The organism is Sanguibacteroides justesenii (assembly GCF_003204205.1).
In the GTDB taxonomy this organism is placed as follows: Bacteria; Bacteroidota; Bacteroidia; order Bacteroidales; family Marinifilaceae; genus Gabonibacter; species Gabonibacter massiliensis.
Map to the genome: position 1 here is coordinate 218,165 of NZ_QJPL01000004.1, position 15,628 is coordinate 233,792.

The 15,628-nt window shown below is 42.4% G+C and carries 16 protein-coding genes and 2 tRNA genes; 6 read left to right on the forward strand and 12 right to left on the reverse strand.

Annotated elements, in window-relative coordinates; genetic code table 11:
* Positions 1–156: 156 nt before the first annotated feature.
* Positions 157–1,461: a DEAD/DEAH box helicase gene (locus tag DMB45_RS07990; protein ID WP_041502110.1), complete on the reverse strand. Its 1,305-nt coding sequence runs from the start codon at positions 1,459–1,461 to the stop codon at positions 157–159.
* A gap of 420 nt (positions 1,462–1,881) precedes the next feature.
* Between DMB45_RS07990 and DMB45_RS07995 the strand changes: the two genes are divergently transcribed.
* Both DMB45_RS07995 and DMB45_RS08000 read left to right on the forward strand, forming a co-directional pair.
* Positions 1,882–2,127 (forward strand): DNA-binding protein, encoded by a 246-nt coding sequence (locus DMB45_RS07995; protein WP_041502111.1) that lies wholly within the window; start codon positions 1,882–1,884, stop codon positions 2,125–2,127.
* A gap of 118 nt (positions 2,128–2,245) precedes the next feature.
* On the forward strand, positions 2,246–3,424 hold the full coding sequence (locus DMB45_RS08000) for a class I SAM-dependent rRNA methyltransferase (RefSeq protein WP_041502112.1): 1,179 nt from the start codon (positions 2,246–2,248) through the stop codon (positions 3,422–3,424).
* Between the two features lie 27 nt (positions 3,425–3,451).
* On the opposite strand, the gene glmM is transcribed toward DMB45_RS08000, so the two are convergent.
* Both glmM and gcvH read right to left on the reverse strand, forming a co-directional pair.
* Entirely contained in the window at positions 3,452–4,837 is a 1,386-nt protein-coding gene (gene glmM / locus DMB45_RS08005) for a phosphoglucosamine mutase (protein WP_041502113.1), read from the reverse strand.
* A gap of 74 nt (positions 4,838–4,911) precedes the next feature.
* The gene (gene gcvH, locus DMB45_RS08010) at positions 4,912–5,286 is read right to left on the reverse strand and encodes a glycine cleavage system protein GcvH (protein WP_041502219.1); all 375 of its coding nucleotides are present in this window, start codon (positions 5,284–5,286) and stop codon (positions 4,912–4,914) included.
* A gap of 300 nt (positions 5,287–5,586) precedes the next feature.
* Between gcvH and DMB45_RS08015 the strand changes: the two genes are divergently transcribed.
* A tRNA-Asp gene (locus DMB45_RS08015) sits at positions 5,587–5,660 on the forward strand.
* Between the two features lie 17 nt (positions 5,661–5,677).
* Positions 5,678–5,751, forward strand: a tRNA-Asp gene (locus DMB45_RS08020).
* A gap of 72 nt (positions 5,752–5,823) precedes the next feature.
* Here DMB45_RS08020 and DMB45_RS08025 read toward each other — a convergent pair.
* Complete coding sequence (locus DMB45_RS08025) at positions 5,824–6,672, reverse strand: LytTR family DNA-binding domain-containing protein (protein ID WP_181416501.1); 849 nt, start codon at positions 6,670–6,672, stop codon at positions 5,824–5,826.
* A gap of 171 nt (positions 6,673–6,843) precedes the next feature.
* On the opposite strand from DMB45_RS08025, the gene DMB45_RS08030 reads away from it, so the two are divergent.
* Both DMB45_RS08030 and pgl read left to right on the forward strand, forming a co-directional pair.
* Positions 6,844–8,004 (forward strand): DUF6051 family protein, encoded by a 1,161-nt coding sequence (locus DMB45_RS08030; protein ID WP_041502114.1) that lies wholly within the window; start codon positions 6,844–6,846, stop codon positions 8,002–8,004.
* A 65-nt stretch (positions 8,005–8,069) separates the two neighbouring features.
* Positions 8,070–8,873: a 6-phosphogluconolactonase gene (gene pgl / locus DMB45_RS08035; protein WP_052634348.1), complete on the forward strand. Its 804-nt coding sequence runs from the start codon at positions 8,070–8,072 to the stop codon at positions 8,871–8,873.
* Here the strand turns inward: pgl and atpG are convergent.
* The 8 genes from atpG to atpD all read right to left on the reverse strand — a co-directional run bounded on the left by atpG (position 8,841) and on the right by atpD (position 15,575).
* Positions 8,841–9,704 (reverse strand): ATP synthase F1 subunit gamma, encoded by an 864-nt coding sequence (gene atpG, locus DMB45_RS08040; protein WP_041505394.1) that lies wholly within the window; start codon positions 9,702–9,704, stop codon positions 8,841–8,843. The two genes, pgl and atpG, sit on opposite strands and share 33 nt — an antisense overlap.
* 5 nt (positions 9,705–9,709) lie before the next feature.
* Entirely contained in the window at positions 9,710–11,287 is a 1,578-nt protein-coding gene (gene atpA / locus DMB45_RS08045) for a F0F1 ATP synthase subunit alpha (protein ID WP_041502116.1), read from the reverse strand.
* Positions 11,288–11,311: 24 nt separating this feature from the next.
* Positions 11,312–11,848, reverse strand: coding sequence for a F0F1 ATP synthase subunit delta (locus tag DMB45_RS08050; protein WP_041502117.1), 537 nt, complete (start codon positions 11,846–11,848; stop codon positions 11,312–11,314).
* 5 nt (positions 11,849–11,853) lie between these two features.
* The gene (gene atpF / locus DMB45_RS08055) at positions 11,854–12,351 is read right to left on the reverse strand and encodes a F0F1 ATP synthase subunit B (RefSeq protein ID WP_041502118.1); all 498 of its coding nucleotides are present in this window, start codon (positions 12,349–12,351) and stop codon (positions 11,854–11,856) included.
* Positions 12,352–12,361: 10 nt separating this feature from the next.
* Positions 12,362–12,616, reverse strand: a complete 255-nt coding sequence (gene atpE / locus DMB45_RS08060; RefSeq protein ID WP_041502119.1) for an ATP synthase F0 subunit C — start codon at positions 12,614–12,616, stop codon at positions 12,362–12,364.
* 70 nt (positions 12,617–12,686) lie between these two features.
* Positions 12,687–13,802, reverse strand: coding sequence for a F0F1 ATP synthase subunit A (gene atpB / locus DMB45_RS08065; RefSeq protein WP_082027553.1), 1,116 nt, complete (start codon positions 13,800–13,802; stop codon positions 12,687–12,689).
* A 4-nt stretch (positions 13,803–13,806) separates the two neighbouring features.
* Entirely contained in the window at positions 13,807–14,043 is a 237-nt protein-coding gene (gene atpC / locus DMB45_RS08070) for an ATP synthase F1 subunit epsilon (protein ID WP_041502223.1), read from the reverse strand.
* A 26-nt stretch (positions 14,044–14,069) separates the two neighbouring features.
* Entirely contained in the window at positions 14,070–15,575 is a 1,506-nt protein-coding gene (gene atpD, locus DMB45_RS08075; protein WP_041502120.1) for a F0F1 ATP synthase subunit beta, read from the reverse strand.
* Positions 15,576–15,628 lie beyond the last annotated feature (53 nt).

The window sequence follows — 15,628 nt, forward strand, 5'->3', positions numbered from 1 at the left end:
GTCCGTGAAAAAACTTCACGCCAAGACAAGAAACGCATCCCGCTTCTTAATATTCAGAAAAAGCTGATTGATCAATATGACGTTTCTTACTTTCATGCAGGCAAATTTGAGAAAATAAAAAAAAAGATCAAAATAATTTTGATCTTTTTTATATCTCTATCTTTTCTTACGATGTGCCATCCTTTTGGCCTTTACGTTTCTACGATTGTCATCCGTCGTATAACTGTTCTTTTGCTTCCGTGTATGAAAAGCCCCTCCCCCTTGCGGTTTTCCTCTCTGGTAAACGATATTATTGGTCTGTATCCGCTCTTCATCCAATAAAAGTTGAGACACTTCCAAATCTTCAGGTAAATCCGCCAATTTCACTTTTTGCGAGATCAGTTTTTCTATATCGTCAAAACGCTCTTCCTCTTTCTCGGAAACAAAGCTTATAGCCGTTCCCGTTTTCCCGGCTCGGGCCGTTCTCCCGATACGGTGTACATACTCTTCCGCAAGAGAAGGAATATCAAAATTTATAACATGCGTAATATCCTGTACGTCGATACCGCGTGCCGCCACATCGGAGGCAACCATGATTCGAGTCGTTCCCTCTTTAAAAGCGTTTAAGGCTTTCAAGCGGGTATTCTGTGCCTTATTCGAATGAATTACACTTAATTCATTTCTCCAATAGTCCGCCAATCGCTCCACGATACGATCCGCGTTCTTTTTGGTTTCCGTAAATATCATAACCTTTTTAAAACTTTCTTTATCAGCTAATAACGACTTCAACAAATTAATCTTCGTCATGATATTGGGCACGTCATACCGTATCTGTTCGATATGTTCCACCGGGGTCGCCTGCCGATCGACCTCCACTCTTACCGGATCACGCAAAAAATCACTTGCCAGCATATTCACGGCCTCCGAAAAAGTGGCGGAAAACAACAAGGTTTGGTGTTTCTCGGGAATAACCTCCAGAATACTTTTCAATTGAGGTAAAAATCCCAAATCCATCAACCGGTCCGCTTCATCTATAACAACCGTTTTGATCAATTTGGTCCGAATAATACCATTATAATAAATATCCATAAATCGCCCGGGAGTCGCCACCAGCAAGTCCACGCCTTCATACACCTTATCCTGTTGCGTACGAATATTAGTTCCTCCGTATATTCCGACACAGCGAATATCCATATACTCTGCCAAAAGCTCTACACTTTCACATACTTGAACCACCAATTCCCGGGTCGGAACGACAACCAAGGCCCGCGGATAAACATCCTGAGCGTAATGCAATTTCATCAATATCGGTATCAGGTAAGCCAATGTCTTCCCTGTTCCCGTCTGTGCTATTCCAATCACATCCATTCCGGAACGAACGACAGGAAATACCTCTCTTTGAATAGGTGTAGGCGTCTCGAATCCGGCTTCTTCCAAAGCCATCAATATCTGCTTACTTATATTTAAATCCTGAAAACTCATGCTTTAAAATAGATTTATAATTTAGATCTTCTTTCATAAATAGTCTCATCTAACAACCGGACTATTCATCTTAATACTCAATAATCGAGTGTACAAAGGTATAAAAAGCATCTCTCCTGAAAAATAAAAAACCTATTTAATTACAAGAAAACTCTTTCGCTTCTCCGTCCTTCCGGCTGTCTACAAGAAAGATATCGGTCGTACGCGTTGATTCTCCATAACAAAGGCGATACGAGGCAACCGCCATAAAATATAATGTATCTAAATACAATAAATATATTCTCTCATAATAAAAGAGTTATCCAAATCCATGTTTCAGACCGGCTACAAATTAGAGTCGGAGAACAGAATATTTTATTTGCTTTTCTCAAAATAAAGTTCTACATTTATTGCAGGTAATAATTCTAAAACTACTACGTTATGACTTATACTATTACATTCAACGAATTAAGAAGAATTAAAGATATGTTGCCACACGGTAGCATGCAAAAAATTGCGGATGAATTGGGAATCAGTACCGATACCGTAAGAAACTACTTCGGAGGGGATAATTATGAAGAGGGTAGTTCTGCCGGTATTCATTTAGAACAAGGTCCAAACGGTGGAATCGTTGTTTTAGACGACACGACAATCCTTGAAAAAGCAAAAGAAATGCTGGAAGTGTAAACAAAGAAATTGAATGCCGGGAAACGATGAAAACAGTTCCCGGTATTTTTTTATCCGTTTTTTAGCTACTTTTGCGCCGGAAAAATCGATATCGCACAGGTGATAGACAAATAAAATTATGAACAAAATAATATTAAAAGCCGGTAAAGAACGCTCTCTTTTCCGTTTGCATCCATGGATATTTTCCGGTGCCATAGCTAAAATGCCGCGTGATCTCCAGGAAGGCGATGTGGTCGAAGTATACAACTACGATGAAGAATTTATGTGTATCGGACATTACCAGATCGGAAGCATCGCCGTTCGGGTTCTCTGCTTTGAACAAAGAGAGATCGATTATGCGTTTTGGAAAGAACGTATCCAACAAGCATACGATACCAGGATAACGATCGGACTGGCAAAATCCCACGACTCCAATGTATATCGTTTGATACACGGAGAAGGGGATGATCTTCCCGGTTTAATCGTCGATTTTTATGCCGGTGTCGCCGTCGTTCAATTCCATTCGGTCGGTATGTATAAAGTTCGTCAGGAAATAGCCAAAGCAATCGTAGAGGTTATGGGAGATCAGTTATCAGCCATATACGATAAATCGGAAGGAACCCTCCCTTTTAAAGCGGGATTAAATCCCCGTAACGAATATTTATACGGAGCATCTGAAAACTTCATTGCCATAGAAAACGGTTTAAAATTCAACGTCGATTGGCTCGAAGGACAAAAAACCGGATTTTTTGTTGACCAAAGGGAGAATCGCAGTTTGTTAGAAAAATACGCGAAAGATAAAAACGTATTGAACATGTTTTGCTACACGGGAGGTTTCTCCTTTTACGCTATGCGTGGAGGAGCACGCCTGGTACACTCCGTTGACGCTTCGGCCCGGGCCATCGAGCTCACGAACCGAAATGTAGATTTAAATTTCCCGGGAGATTCAAGACACGAAGCTTTCGTTGAAGACGCCTTCAAGTTCTTGGAAAAATCCAAATACACATACGACCTCATCATCCTCGACCCCCCAGCTTTCGCCAAACACCAGAATGTACTGGAAAACGCCATTCAAGGATACAAGAAACTCAATCGCAAAGGAATCGAAGTCGTAAAACCCGGTGGTCTCATTTTCACTTTCTCTTGTTCCCAGGTGATGACCAAAGAACTTTTCAGGCAAACCGTTTTCACGGCAGCAGCCAACACGGGAAGAAAAGTAAAGATTTTACATCAGCTGACACAACCGGCCGATCATCCGATCAACATCTACCACCCGGAAGGAGAGTACTTAAAAGGACTGGTTTTATACGTGGAATAATAAAAAAATCGGCACTTGCCGATTTTTTTATCCGATTAAACTCCGGGCTACTTGTATAACTTCATCAGCTAATCGATTGGCGGAATTCTCGTCTTTTGCTTCCGAATAGATCCGGATAATGGGCTCCGTATTTGATTTTCTCAAATGTACCCACCCCTCTGCAAAATCAATTTTCACTCCATCTATATCCGTTATCTCCTCCGAGGCATATTTTTGTTTTAATCCGGTCAGGATCTTATCCACATCCGTACTCGGGGACAGGGTCAATTTATTTTTTGAAATAAAATACCGCGGATAGGCTGCTTTCAACTCCGTCATTTTTTTCCCTTCTGCAACATAATGGGAAAGGAAAAGCCCTACTCCGACTAAAGCATCCCGACCGTAATGACTCTCCGGGTAAATAACTCCCCCGTTTCCTTCTCCCCCGATTACGGTCCGCGTCTCTTTCATTTTGGCAACGACATTGACTTCTCCGACTGCCGCTGCATAATAAGAGTGTCCGTATCCGAGGGTTATATCCTTCAAGGCCCTGGAAGAAGAGAGATTAGAAACCGTGTTTCCCGGAGTATGTTTTAAAACGTAATCGGCAACAGCAACTAAGGTATACTCCTCCACGAACATTTCGCCATTCTCACAAACCAACGCCAAACGATCGACATCCGGATCTACCACAATTCCCAAATCGGCACCGCATGCTTTTATTTTTTCTGATATTTGCGTTAAATTTTCAGGAATAGGTTCCGGATTATGACTGAAATGTCCGGTCGGCTCACAATTCAATGGAATGATCTCTTTTACTCCCAAAGCCTTCAATAGAGCAGGAATGACAACTCCACCCACGGAATTCACGGCATCCACGACAACCTTTAGATTGGCCTTGGCTATAGCCTCCCGATTTACCAATTTTAAATCCAAAACTTGCTGAATATGATAATCGGTATAATCCTTATACGTGATCATCCCTAATCCATCCACATCAGCATATTCGAAACACTCCTCTTCTGCCATTTCCAACACTTTACCCCCTTCTTCGGCAGAAAGGAATTCTCCTTCAGCATTCAGCAGTTTTAAAGCATTCCATTGCTTGGGATTATGACTCGCCGTCAGAATAATACCGCCATCGGCCTTCTCCGCCGTAACCGCAACCTCGGTTGTCGGAGTCGTCGCTAACCCGATATTCACGACATCATGCCCCAAAGCGGAAAGTGTCGCTTCTACCAATTTGGCATACATATCACCGGATACTCTTGCATCCCGTCCCAATACAATCTTTGCCTTTTGCTTTCCAGCTTTCTCTTTCAGCCAAGTCGCGTAAGCAGAAACAAACTTAACAATATCCAAAGGAGTAAGATTTTCACCCGGCCTCCCTCCGACCGTTCCACGAATTCCTGAAATAGATTTTATTAGTGTCATAATTGTTTATACAAAAAAAAAGACTGTACCTCCACTCAAGAATAAAGGTACAGTCTCTACCATCCATAATATGTTTAAATCAACGCTTTATAGGCATCAGCACTAAGCAATCCGTCCAATTGAGCTTCATCGTCTATTTTGACCTTGATGATCCAACCTTCTCCATAAGGATCCTTGTTTACCAAATCCGGTTGATCTTCCAATGCAGCATTGAATTCAATCACCTCACCGGCAACCGGCATATAAAGATCCGATACGGTCTTCACGGCTTCAATCGTTCCGAAAGTATCTCCAGCCTCCAAACTATCTCCTTCGGTTTCGACCTCTACAAATACGATATCACCTAATTGACTTTGCGCATAATCCGTTATACCGATAAATGCTTCTTCACTCTCAACACGAATCCATTCGTGTTCTTTAGTGTACTTTAATTCTGCTGGTACGTTCATTATCTTATTAATTAAATTAAATTTGACGTATATTAATGCCACAAATATACTCAAAAAATTAAACTCCAAAACAGTAATCAAATATTTTACATCTCTATTTTATTTCTCCGTATATTTAACATTTTAATACTCAAAAGGTATCTTTTCAGAAGAGAATAACGGGAATCATTTTTTTCTTACTTGTCTCCCCTTTTTTAAATAACTTTTTTTCATTTTTCTTCCTACGGGTATTGCAGAATAAGAAAAAGTCTATATCTTTGCACCGCAATTGGGAATAACAGCGGTTATTCTATACAAAAAGGTTCGGTAGTTCAGCTGGTTAGAATACATGCCTGTCACGCATGGGGTCGCGGGTTCGAGTCCCGTCCGAACCGCTTTTTTGAAATATTTTGGTGTGGTAGTTCAGCTGGTTAGAATACATGCCTGTCACGCATGGGGTCGCGGGTTCGAGTCCCGTCCGCACCGCTAAGATATAAAGCTCTGAAAACAAATCTTTCAGGGCTTTTTCATTTAAAAATAATCTCGCCACAACTTCGCTCAGGAGGAGTAGCTCATAAACCACCGGGTAACTTTCTCACTATAGGTTTTTGAAATCGGAATATCCGGAACCTTATCCACTCCCAATTCTAAATATATCCCGTCTTTTCCGCGTCGAATGACTTTGACCTGCTCGAAGTTCACCATATAGGAACGATGACAACGCAATACGGTCGTATTGATAAAATGTTTTTCTATGTTCTTCAACGTATTACGCAACATAAACCGGGTCACGATCCCCTTGTTCAAGTACCAGATAAAAACATAATTGTCTGCCGACTCCATGTATAACAGATTATTCCGCTTTACGGATAAACGCAGCTCTTCTTTCTCGTCATAAAACGAAAGAACGGTTCCCTTCCCGCCGACATCCGCCCTTCCCTCTTCCAGTCTCCTTAATTGACGTTCTTTTTCCTGTTTGGAAAAATAAAGCACAAGAATAGCGTAAGGAAGGAGCAATACCAAACTCGTGTTCTTCATGGAATCTTCAAAAACATCCAACACCTCCTTTTCTTCTTTTAACGAGAGCGTATATATCGTGTAAAAAAGAGCCATCAAAAATATTTCTCCCAAAATCCAAAGCCCGTATTGACCGTATGAAATAAAATGAGACTTTACATAATGATACATTATGATACGACTGATGACCACCACCAATACCCCCGTCAAAATGATCAAACTCGAAAAGAGAAAAAATTTGAATTCGGAAACAGGATACCAGTAAGAAGAACTGAAAGGTTTATATATATTAATAAATACAAGAGCAAAAAGAGCTGTAAACAAGACCAAACGAACCAAGTTCGATTTCTCGTACATGTAAACCGGTATTTTACGATTCAACAATCCCATTTTTCCATGTTTTTAAACAAAGATACATTATTTTTTCTCAGAATTTTCACCACGCATAAATGAATTTTACCCCATTATATCGGTTTTTATCCCTTTCCGGAAAGCACTGAAACTTTTTTTTGGAAAATAGAGTATTCTCTTTTTTGTTTGTATATAAAAACACGCTAAGTCATGAAAATTTCGTTACGCACCCAACAACTGAAAACTATTTTTTCTTACGAAAAAAAGACGACTATCGAAGACAGACCTTTGGAAATTCGTCCCTATCGTTTTATACAACGCATCGGGGAAAACGAAATCAATTGTTTCCAAGAGTCTATCCCCACCACGGAATTTTGCCCGATACGCGATAACGGTATCGAAGAAAATAAAAATTTCAAATACACGATTTTCGTTCCCAAAGGAACACGGAAAACCGACCAGGCGATTCTGTTTTTACACGGATTAAACGAACGAAGCTGGGAAAAATACCTGACCTGGGCAGAATTTCTCTCTTTGGCAACCGGAAAAGCCGTTATCCTTTTTCCCATTGCCTTTCACATGAACAGGACTCCCAGTAACTGGTACAACCCAAGAGCTATCCTGCCTTGGGTAACCAAACGCAAACAACAGATCAACGACCTGCAAAATTCGACCTTTGTTAACGTGGCTCTGAGCAGTCGACTATCCGAAAGTCCCATCCGTTTTTATACTTCAGGAAGGGAATCCGTTTTCAATCTATGGCAACTATTATCTGAAATCAAACACGGCGAACATCCGCTTTTCAAAGAAGATTCGTCTGTAAACATATTCGCTTACTCGATAGGTGCGTTTCTTGCTCAGATTTTATTGTTAGCCAATCCGGATCACTTGGTTCAAAACAGCCGCTTATTCATGTTCTGCGGCGGTTCCATATTCAGTCGAATGAACGGAAACGCAAGGGATATCATGGACCAGGAAGCCTATGAACGCGTACGTCAGTATTTTCTCCATAACTTTTTAGAGAACAACGAGCATCACCGGCTGCTACCTGCGGTATGTAAAGAAGATTTCCTGGAAAAAGCTTTTAAGGCCATGCTTGTTCCCGAAACCTGCAAAGAATACAGGGAAGCTTTCTTTGAAAAGAACAGAGAACGGATCAGAATCCTCACGTTGAAGAAAGATGTCGTTATGCCGACGTCCGGCGTCATCGAAGCCCTGGGTGAATCTAACGCCACCACGATGTTAAAGGAATGGGATTTCCCGTATGATTACAACCATCAGAATCCGTTCCCTTCCCATACGCACATCGCCCCCGAATTACTTTACCAATCATTCGAGGGTCTCTTTAATAAAGCAGCTTCTTTTCTTTAACTCTATCTTTCCCGTAAACAAAATAAAGCCGTAAACGTACAACGAATAAACCAATTGACAGGAAAATGAAATTGCACGTATATTCTTCGCCTCGAAAAACGGCTCACGCATTATGTCGGAAACTGATGGAAAAGATGAAAGAAAAAGAGGGGACTTTCCATTTAGCCATACCTGGCGGCAATACCCCCATCCCGTTTTATAATGCCTTAGCGGGAAAATACAGAAAAGATATTCCATGGGAGCGTGTCTGCCTCTACTGGGTAGACGAAATCTGCGTACCACCGACCCATCCGGCAAGTAATTACGGATTGGTAAAACGGCTGCTTTTAGACCGTATTCCTCTATCCGCATCTCAAATCTTCCGTATCCGCGGGGAAGCCGACCCGGAAGAAGAAGCCTGCCGCTATTCGCAATTGGTAAAAGACCAATTACCGTCCAAAGACGGTATCCCCGTTTTCGATATGGTTATAGTCGGTGTTGGTAATGACGGACATACTTCCTCCGTCTTTCCGGGAGAAGAACCCGTTCTCCATTGTCAAGAAAATTACGCCGTAGCTTTTCAACCGGAAACCGGACAAAAACGAATAGCCTTAACCGGTAACCCCACGCTTCATGCCCGTGATATCAGCCTATATATCACCGGAGCGGAAAAAGCCCCCATCGTAAAAGAAATATTAATCGATTCCAATTTAGTCGATGATTACGCGGCCAAATTCATTCTACAGGAAGATAACGCTCACTTGGATCTCTTTTTAGATCGCTCGGCTCTTTCGTTAACCAAAGACTGGCAGATATCAACCTTGATCGATGCGGATTATCCGGAACATATCCCAAAATCACTCTACGACGCCTCCGGCAATATCCAATAGTTCTGTCGTTATCCCTTGTTGTCGAAGTTTGTTGTATTCCAACTGCAAATTTCCCAGTAACTTAATCGCATTATCATTAGCCATTTGCATGGAAAGAATTCGGGCCGCCTGCTCGGACGTCTGGTTCTCCAAAAAAGCCCGATACAAAGCGGATCGAATCGTCAACGGGTAGACCGTATCCAAAATGGAAACGCAATCCGGCTCATAAATATATATTCTATTTTGTTCCGTGACCGAAAGTTTTTCAAGCTCTTTCCCTTTCCAGGGTAAAAGCTGAAAGCAAGTCATTTCCTGGGAACCGATACTCTTGTAATGAGCGTATATGATATCCACCCGATCAACTTCCTTCTTCAGGAAACGATACATCAGTTCATCGGCTAAAGACAACATAACGTTCGAATGCTCTTTCTGCACTGTCAATTCGGGAATCTCTTTTATTTCGATACCTGCCGTACGTTTCACTTCCGTCAAAATCTTTTTCCCGACAGGGTACACCTCTACCTTTTTTCCCTTCTCCCTATCCAATAATTCTTCCTGCAATTTTTTATACAACATGAGGTTAAAGGAACCACAAAGTCCCTCGTCCGACCCGAAAACGACAACGGCAACTTTTTCCACGGACCGTTCAATACTCCATGGAGAAATGTAATCGCACGTACCCGCAATGCGATCCAAAAGACGTTGCAATTGTTCTAAATAGGGGCGAGTATTATACAAAGCATTTTCTGCTTTCCGTAACCTCGCCGATGAGATCATTTTCATCGCCCCCGTTATTTTTTGAGAAGAATGTACAGAATTAATTCTTCCTTTTAATTCTCGCGTCGTCGCCATGTCGTTTATTCCTTAAATTTTTGAGCTACATCCGTTGCAACCTCTTTCAGCAAAACAGTAACAGAATCGTCCAAAATACCGTCTCGTAATTTATCCAGTACTTCTCTCCGGTATCTGGATCGCAAAATTTCCAAAAAGAATTTCTCGAACTCAGCTATATTCTTCAAGGGAACCCCCTTCAACAAAGCTTGCGTACCACAAAATATGACAGCCACTTCTTCCTCCACGGGCATAGGAGAATAAGCAGGCTGTATCAACAGTTGTGCATTTTTACGTCCCTTGTCGATAACCATAGCCGTCACCGAATCCATATCCCCGCCAAATTTAGCAAAAGCCTCTAACTCCCGGTACTGGGCCTGATCGATTTTCAATGTCCCCGCTATTTTTTTCATAGATTTTATTTGTGCATTCCCCCCCACGCGGGAAACAGAAACCCCCACATTGATAGCTGGTCGCACTCCTTCATTAAATAAACCGGACTCTAAAAATATTTGTCCGTCCGTTATCGAAATCACATTCGTAGGAATATAAGCGGAGACATCACCGGCCTGAGTTTCGATAATGGGCAAGGCCGTCAAAGACCCACCTCCCTTAATATGAGGTTTCAACGCATCCGGCAAATCATTCATAGTGGCAGCCACCTCATCATTCGAAATAATTCGTGCGGCCCGCTCCAATAGCCTGGAATGCAAATAAAAAATATCACCAGGATAAGCCTCCCGTCCGGAAGGACGGCGTAAAATCAACGAGATCTCACGATAAGCCACAGCCTGTTTGGAAAGATCATCATACACGACAAGAGCATGACGGCCACTATCCCGGAAAAACTCTCCGATAGTCGCCCCCGCGAAAGGAGCGTAATAACGCATCGCCGCCGAATCCGATGCATTGGCAGCTAATACGATCGTATACTCCAAGGCTCCGCGTTCCCGTAACGTATTTACCAACATGGCAACAGAAGAAGCCTTCTGTCCGACCGCCACATAGATACAATAGACAGGATCTCCCTTATCGAAATTCTTTCGTTGATTCAATATGGTATCTATTGCTATCGTTGTCTTTCCTGTCTGCCTATCGCCTATTATCAACTCCCGTTGTCCTCGACCGATGGGAACCATGGAGTCGACCGCTTTAATCCCGGTTTGCAGAGGTTCCTTCACCGGCTGACGATAAATAACCCCCGGGGCTTTCCGCTCCAAAGGCAGTTGGACTAAATCACCCTGAATTGGGCCGGCCCCGTCGATCGGTTCGCCTAACGTATTCACCACTCGCCCTAACAATCCCTCTCCTACCTTGATAGAGGCTATATTACCGGTACGCTTTACCGTGAAATTCTCTTTTACCTTATCTCCCGCATCCATCAGTATGACCCCGACATTATCCTCTTCCAGATTCATAGCCACTCCCAGTACCCCGTTTTCAAACTCGATCAGCTCGTTGGAACGCACGTTATCCAATCCGAACACGTGAGCAACTCCGTCACCGACCTCCATTACCGTCCCCACCTCTTCAAAAGCCATTCTGGTGTCCACCTCCTTAAGTTGCATCTCTAATATATCTGAAATTTCATCCGCTTTAATCATAACTTTTCACTTAAAAATTAATTTCTATTTCAAAAGTCCCAAACGAATATCCTTTAATTCCCTGAGCAATGAAGCATCCAACTGACGGGTTCCGATTACTAATATAAATCCCCCTATAATGGCCGGATCTATTTTATGCACGAACTCGATCGTTTTATCCGTATGTTTTCTCACAAATGCCTTGATTCTCTCCAATCCTTCTTCCTTCAGATCGGTTGCAGTAACCACTTTTACCCGTATTATACCGTAAGCCTCTCTATAAAGTTTCTGATACATCAGACAAATCGATCTCATATACATCTCCCGGTGATTTTTGATCAGCAACCGAATGGCCCTCAAATAAGCTTGTCCCGGCTCTATCCCGATCGCTGTCGACAAAAGTTGTATCTTATCATCAACCGATAACATCGGATTCAGCAAAGCCTTTTGCAAATCCGGATGAGAGATATAGTTTGCCTGAAATAATTTCATCTTATCATAGACCAACTCTTCCACTCCTAAACTTTGCGCGTACCGGAATAGGGCCTTCGCATATCTACGTGCAATCAATCCTTCATCCATGCTTTTTACTCTTTATTCTCTAACTCGTTCAATAACTTATCGATGATTTCCATCTGAGCCTTATCGGTAGACAAATCTCTTCGTACCAACTTTTCCGCAATCTGAAGAGAAAGTATCCCCACTTGCCTTCGCATTTGCAATTCAGCTTCCCGCTTCGATTGTTCTACAGCCAATTTTGCCGCCTCCACCACCCGACGAGCCTCCTTATCCGCTTCTTGACGAGCCTCTTCTATTTTTTCCCGTTTCAGTCGTTCTGTTTGCTGTAACACCTCCAATTGCTGCTTTTGCGCTTCGGCAAGCAACTTTTGGGCATCGACTTTCGCCTGTTCCCTGTCCTTTTGAGCTTCCCGGGTGAACTCCACGCCTTTATCAATAAAAGCAGCCCGTTCCTCCATGTTTTTTATGATCACCGGCCAAGCGAACTTTCCGAGAATACCCAACAGGATCAAAAAAACAACCAGCATCCAAAACGCCAACCCGAATTCCGGTGTAAATAACGACATAATCTAACGTTTATACAAATAAAGCCAATAAACAAACAATAATCGCAAATAGGGCAACTCCCTCCACCAAAGCGGCAATAACAATCATATTGGTTCTGATCTTATTGGTTGATTCCGGTTGACGAGCGATGGCATCCATGGCAGAAGAACCTATTTTTCCAATTCCTATACCGGCCCCTATTGCCGCAATACCCGCTCCAATTGCTGCTCCGATCTTTGCCAAACCAACGCTGGCTACTGCTTCTAATAAAATCATACTTAACATAACCTTTTCATTTTTAATTTATTCTTAATTTCATCTATCGTTTCACAACCCCATAACTGTTTTCATTCGATCATTCGTCACTGCTCTTTTTTACCCGGGCTAATCCTATAAACAAGGCTGAAAGCATCATAAACACATAAGCCTGAATAAAAGCGATCAACACGTGAATCAAATCCATAAACACGGCAAAAAAAACGGATAAAACTGTCGTCGTACCCACCACAAGGCTTCCCATGGCCCCGAACAGGAATATCAACGATATCAAAATAATGATAATCAAATGCCCTCCCAGCATATTGGCGAAAAGCCGGATCATCAGAGCGGCCGGTTTCGTGAATACCCCGAATATTTCAATCAAAGGCATGATCGGAAGAGGAAACTTCAGCCAAGTCGGTACATCCGGCCAAAAAACGTCTTTCCAATACCTCCTCGTTCCCGATACATTCACGATAACAAAAGTACATAAAGCCAATACCAACGTAATCGAGAGATTTCCGGTCACATTAGCTCCCCCGGGAAAAACGGCAATCATCCCCACTATATTGGCTATGAAAATAAAGAAAAATACGGTCAACAAATAAGAGGCATAACGCTTAGCTTCTTCTCCCAGTATCCCGACAATAACTTCCCGATACAGCATCTCAATAATCATCTCAATGAATCCCAATATCTTACGAGGAGCTTTCCATCTCTTTCGTTTATAAAAACGAACCAAAGCAAAAGCCATCCACAGGGTTAAAAGGGCTGTCAGAATAATCGACATCACATTTCTCGTGATAGAAAAATCCATCGGCCGATACAAATTACCCGAAACGTCCTCGCCTACTACCTTATTCTCGTATTTTCCTTCTCCGGCAACATAAAAGCCCTCGTGTTTTTTTCCCTTCTCAATATGCTTCGAACTGAATACATGCCATTTACCCGTATCATCTCTTACAATAACAGGCAAAGGTAATTTCAGATTGCTGGCAATTTCCCACCCGTACGTATCTCCCAAATGCTCAAAAATAACCTTTTTAGGCTGGAAAACATCTTTCTTTCCTTCCTGATCGATCTCATCGCCCGTACTCATTCTTGATGCGATTCCCAAAGTATCGTTCGGTACTTCCGGATTCTCGCGGGCATATACCTTCATACCCCCTGCAAACAAAAACAGCATCACGAAATATGTAATCCATTTTTTCATAACCTTAACCGATACAAATAATCACTTCGTTATCTCGCACTTCCACCACTCCGCTTTCGATCTCCATCTCTTTCTCTCCTTCTGCTTCTAAATAAACAATTTTTCCTTCAACCAACGAGGAGACCAAGGGAGCATGATCCTTTAAAACGGTAAAAAATCCCAGACTTCCCGGCAAAGAGACCCGTTCCACCTCGCCTTTATATACTACTTTTTCCGGAGAAATAATTTTCAATTTCATAATACCCTCCTTTCTACTCGACAAAACCTCTACTTCTCGGCCGCTGCCATCATCTCTTTTCCTTTCTTTATCACATCATCGATAGTTCCCACATTCATAAATGCTTGTTCCGGATATTCATCCATATCACCGTCCAGAATCATCTTAAAGCCTCGAATGGTTTCCTCCAGGGGAACCATCACTCCCGGTATTCCCGTAAATTGTTCCGCAACGTGGAATGGCTGAGAAAGAAACCTTTGTGCCCGCCTCGCCCGGTTGACAACAATTTTATCCGAATCCGAAAGTTCGTCCACGCCCAAAATAGCAATAATATCCTGTAATTCATTGTAATGCTGCAACAACTCTATTACCCGCTGAGCCACATTATAATGTTCTTCACCTACAATATTCGGATCCAAAATACGAGAACTGGACTCCAAGGGATCAACAGCAGGGTAAATACCCAATTCCGTAATCTTACGACTTAATACGGTCGTGGCATCCAAAAAATTAAACGTAGTTGCCGGGGCCGGATCCGTTAAATCGTCCGCGGGAACGTAAATAGCCTGAATGGAAGTGATCGATCCGTTTTTTGTAGATGTAATCCGCTCTTGCAATTTACCCATCTCGGAAGCCAACGTCGGCTGATACCCCACGGCAGAGGGCATCCGCCCCAACAAGGCCGAAACCTCGGACCCTGCTTGAGTAAAACGAAATATATTGTCAATGAAAAATAAGATTTCACGTCCTCCCTCGTTTGAATCCCTAAACATTTCCGCTACCGTCAATCCGGAGAGAGCTACCCTTAAACGAGCTCCGGGAGGTTCATTCATTTGTCCGAAAACCAAAGTCGCCTGAGAATGATTCACTTTTTCCATATCCACACTCTTCAGATCCCATTTCCCCTCCTCCATCTCATTCTTAAACTTTTCGCCATAGTCAATAACTCCCGATGCTATCATTTCCCGTAACAGATCGTTTCCCTCCCGCGTTCGTTCCCCAACTCCCGCAAAAACAGAATAACCATTATGTCCCTTCGCTATATTATTGATCATCTCCATGATTAATACCGTTTTTCCCACACCCGCTCCGCCGAACAATCCGATCTTTCCCCCTTTAGCGTAAGGTTCCAACAAATCAATAACCTTAATGCCCGTAAACAAAAATTCTTCCTTAATCGATAAATCTTCAAATTTAGGAGCCTCTCTATGGATAGAAAGCGTTTCCGAATAGTCTAAAGGAGCCAAGTAATCAATGGCATCACCCGTGACATTCAGCAAACGTCCTTTTATTTGTCGCCCTACAGGCATCGTTAAAGTCCTACCCAAATCAATAGCTTTCATTCCCCGGTACAAACCGTCCGTCGTATCCATAGCAACACAACGTACGGTATTTTCTCCGACGTGTTGTTCAACCTCCACGATCAACTTATGCCCGTTATCTCTTTCAATCTCCAACGCTTCATAAATCGGTGGTAATTCGCCTTCTTTATTTTCGAAGATAACATCGACAACAGGTCCGATTACCTGTGTAACATACCCAATTTTCTGTATCATAACATCAATTTAAAATCTCTAAACTTCAGAACAATATGTTAACGTATTTCAAC

Excerpts from the sequence above, each read along its gene's own strand:
- DMB45_RS08025 (WP_181416501.1), bottom strand. The coding sequence starts at position 6,672 with ATGGGATTGTTGAATCGTAAAATACCGGTTTACATGTACGAGAAATCG.
- atpD (WP_041502120.1), bottom strand. The coding sequence starts at position 15,575 with ATGATACAGAAAATTGGGTATGTTACACAGGTAATCGGACCTGTTGTC.
- DMB45_RS08000 (WP_041502112.1), top strand. The coding sequence starts at position 2,246 with ATGAACAAAATAATATTAAAAGCCGGTAAAGAACGCTCTCTTTTCCGT.
- atpF (WP_041502118.1), bottom strand. The coding sequence starts at position 12,351 with ATGTCGTTATTTACACCGGAATTCGGGTTGGCGTTTTGGATGCTGGTT.
- DMB45_RS08050 (WP_041502117.1), bottom strand. The coding sequence starts at position 11,848 with ATGGATGAAGGATTGATTGCACGTAGATATGCGAAGGCCCTATTCCGG.
- DMB45_RS07990 (WP_041502110.1), bottom strand. The coding sequence starts at position 1,461 with ATGAGTTTTCAGGATTTAAATATAAGTAAGCAGATATTGATGGCTTTG.
- glmM (WP_041502113.1), bottom strand. The coding sequence starts at position 4,837 with ATGACACTAATAAAATCTATTTCAGGAATTCGTGGAACGGTCGGAGGG.
- atpG (WP_041505394.1), bottom strand. The coding sequence starts at position 9,704 with ATGGCGACGACGCGAGAATTAAAAGGAAGAATTAATTCTGTACATTCT.
- atpB (WP_082027553.1), bottom strand. The coding sequence starts at position 13,802 with ATGAAAAAATGGATTACATATTTCGTGATGCTGTTTTTGTTTGCAGGG.
- atpE (WP_041502119.1), bottom strand. The coding sequence starts at position 12,616 with ATGTTAAGTATGATTTTATTAGAAGCAGTAGCCAGCGTTGGTTTGGCA.
- DMB45_RS08030 (WP_041502114.1), top strand. The coding sequence starts at position 6,844 with ATGAAAATTTCGTTACGCACCCAACAACTGAAAACTATTTTTTCTTAC.
- DMB45_RS07995 (WP_041502111.1), top strand. The coding sequence starts at position 1,882 with ATGACTTATACTATTACATTCAACGAATTAAGAAGAATTAAAGATATG.
- gcvH (WP_041502219.1), bottom strand. The coding sequence starts at position 5,286 with ATGAACGTACCAGCAGAATTAAAGTACACTAAAGAACACGAATGGATT.
- atpA (WP_041502116.1), bottom strand. The coding sequence starts at position 11,287 with ATGATTAAAGCGGATGAAATTTCAGATATATTAGAGATGCAACTTAAG.
- pgl (WP_052634348.1), top strand. The coding sequence starts at position 8,070 with ATGAAATTGCACGTATATTCTTCGCCTCGAAAAACGGCTCACGCATTA.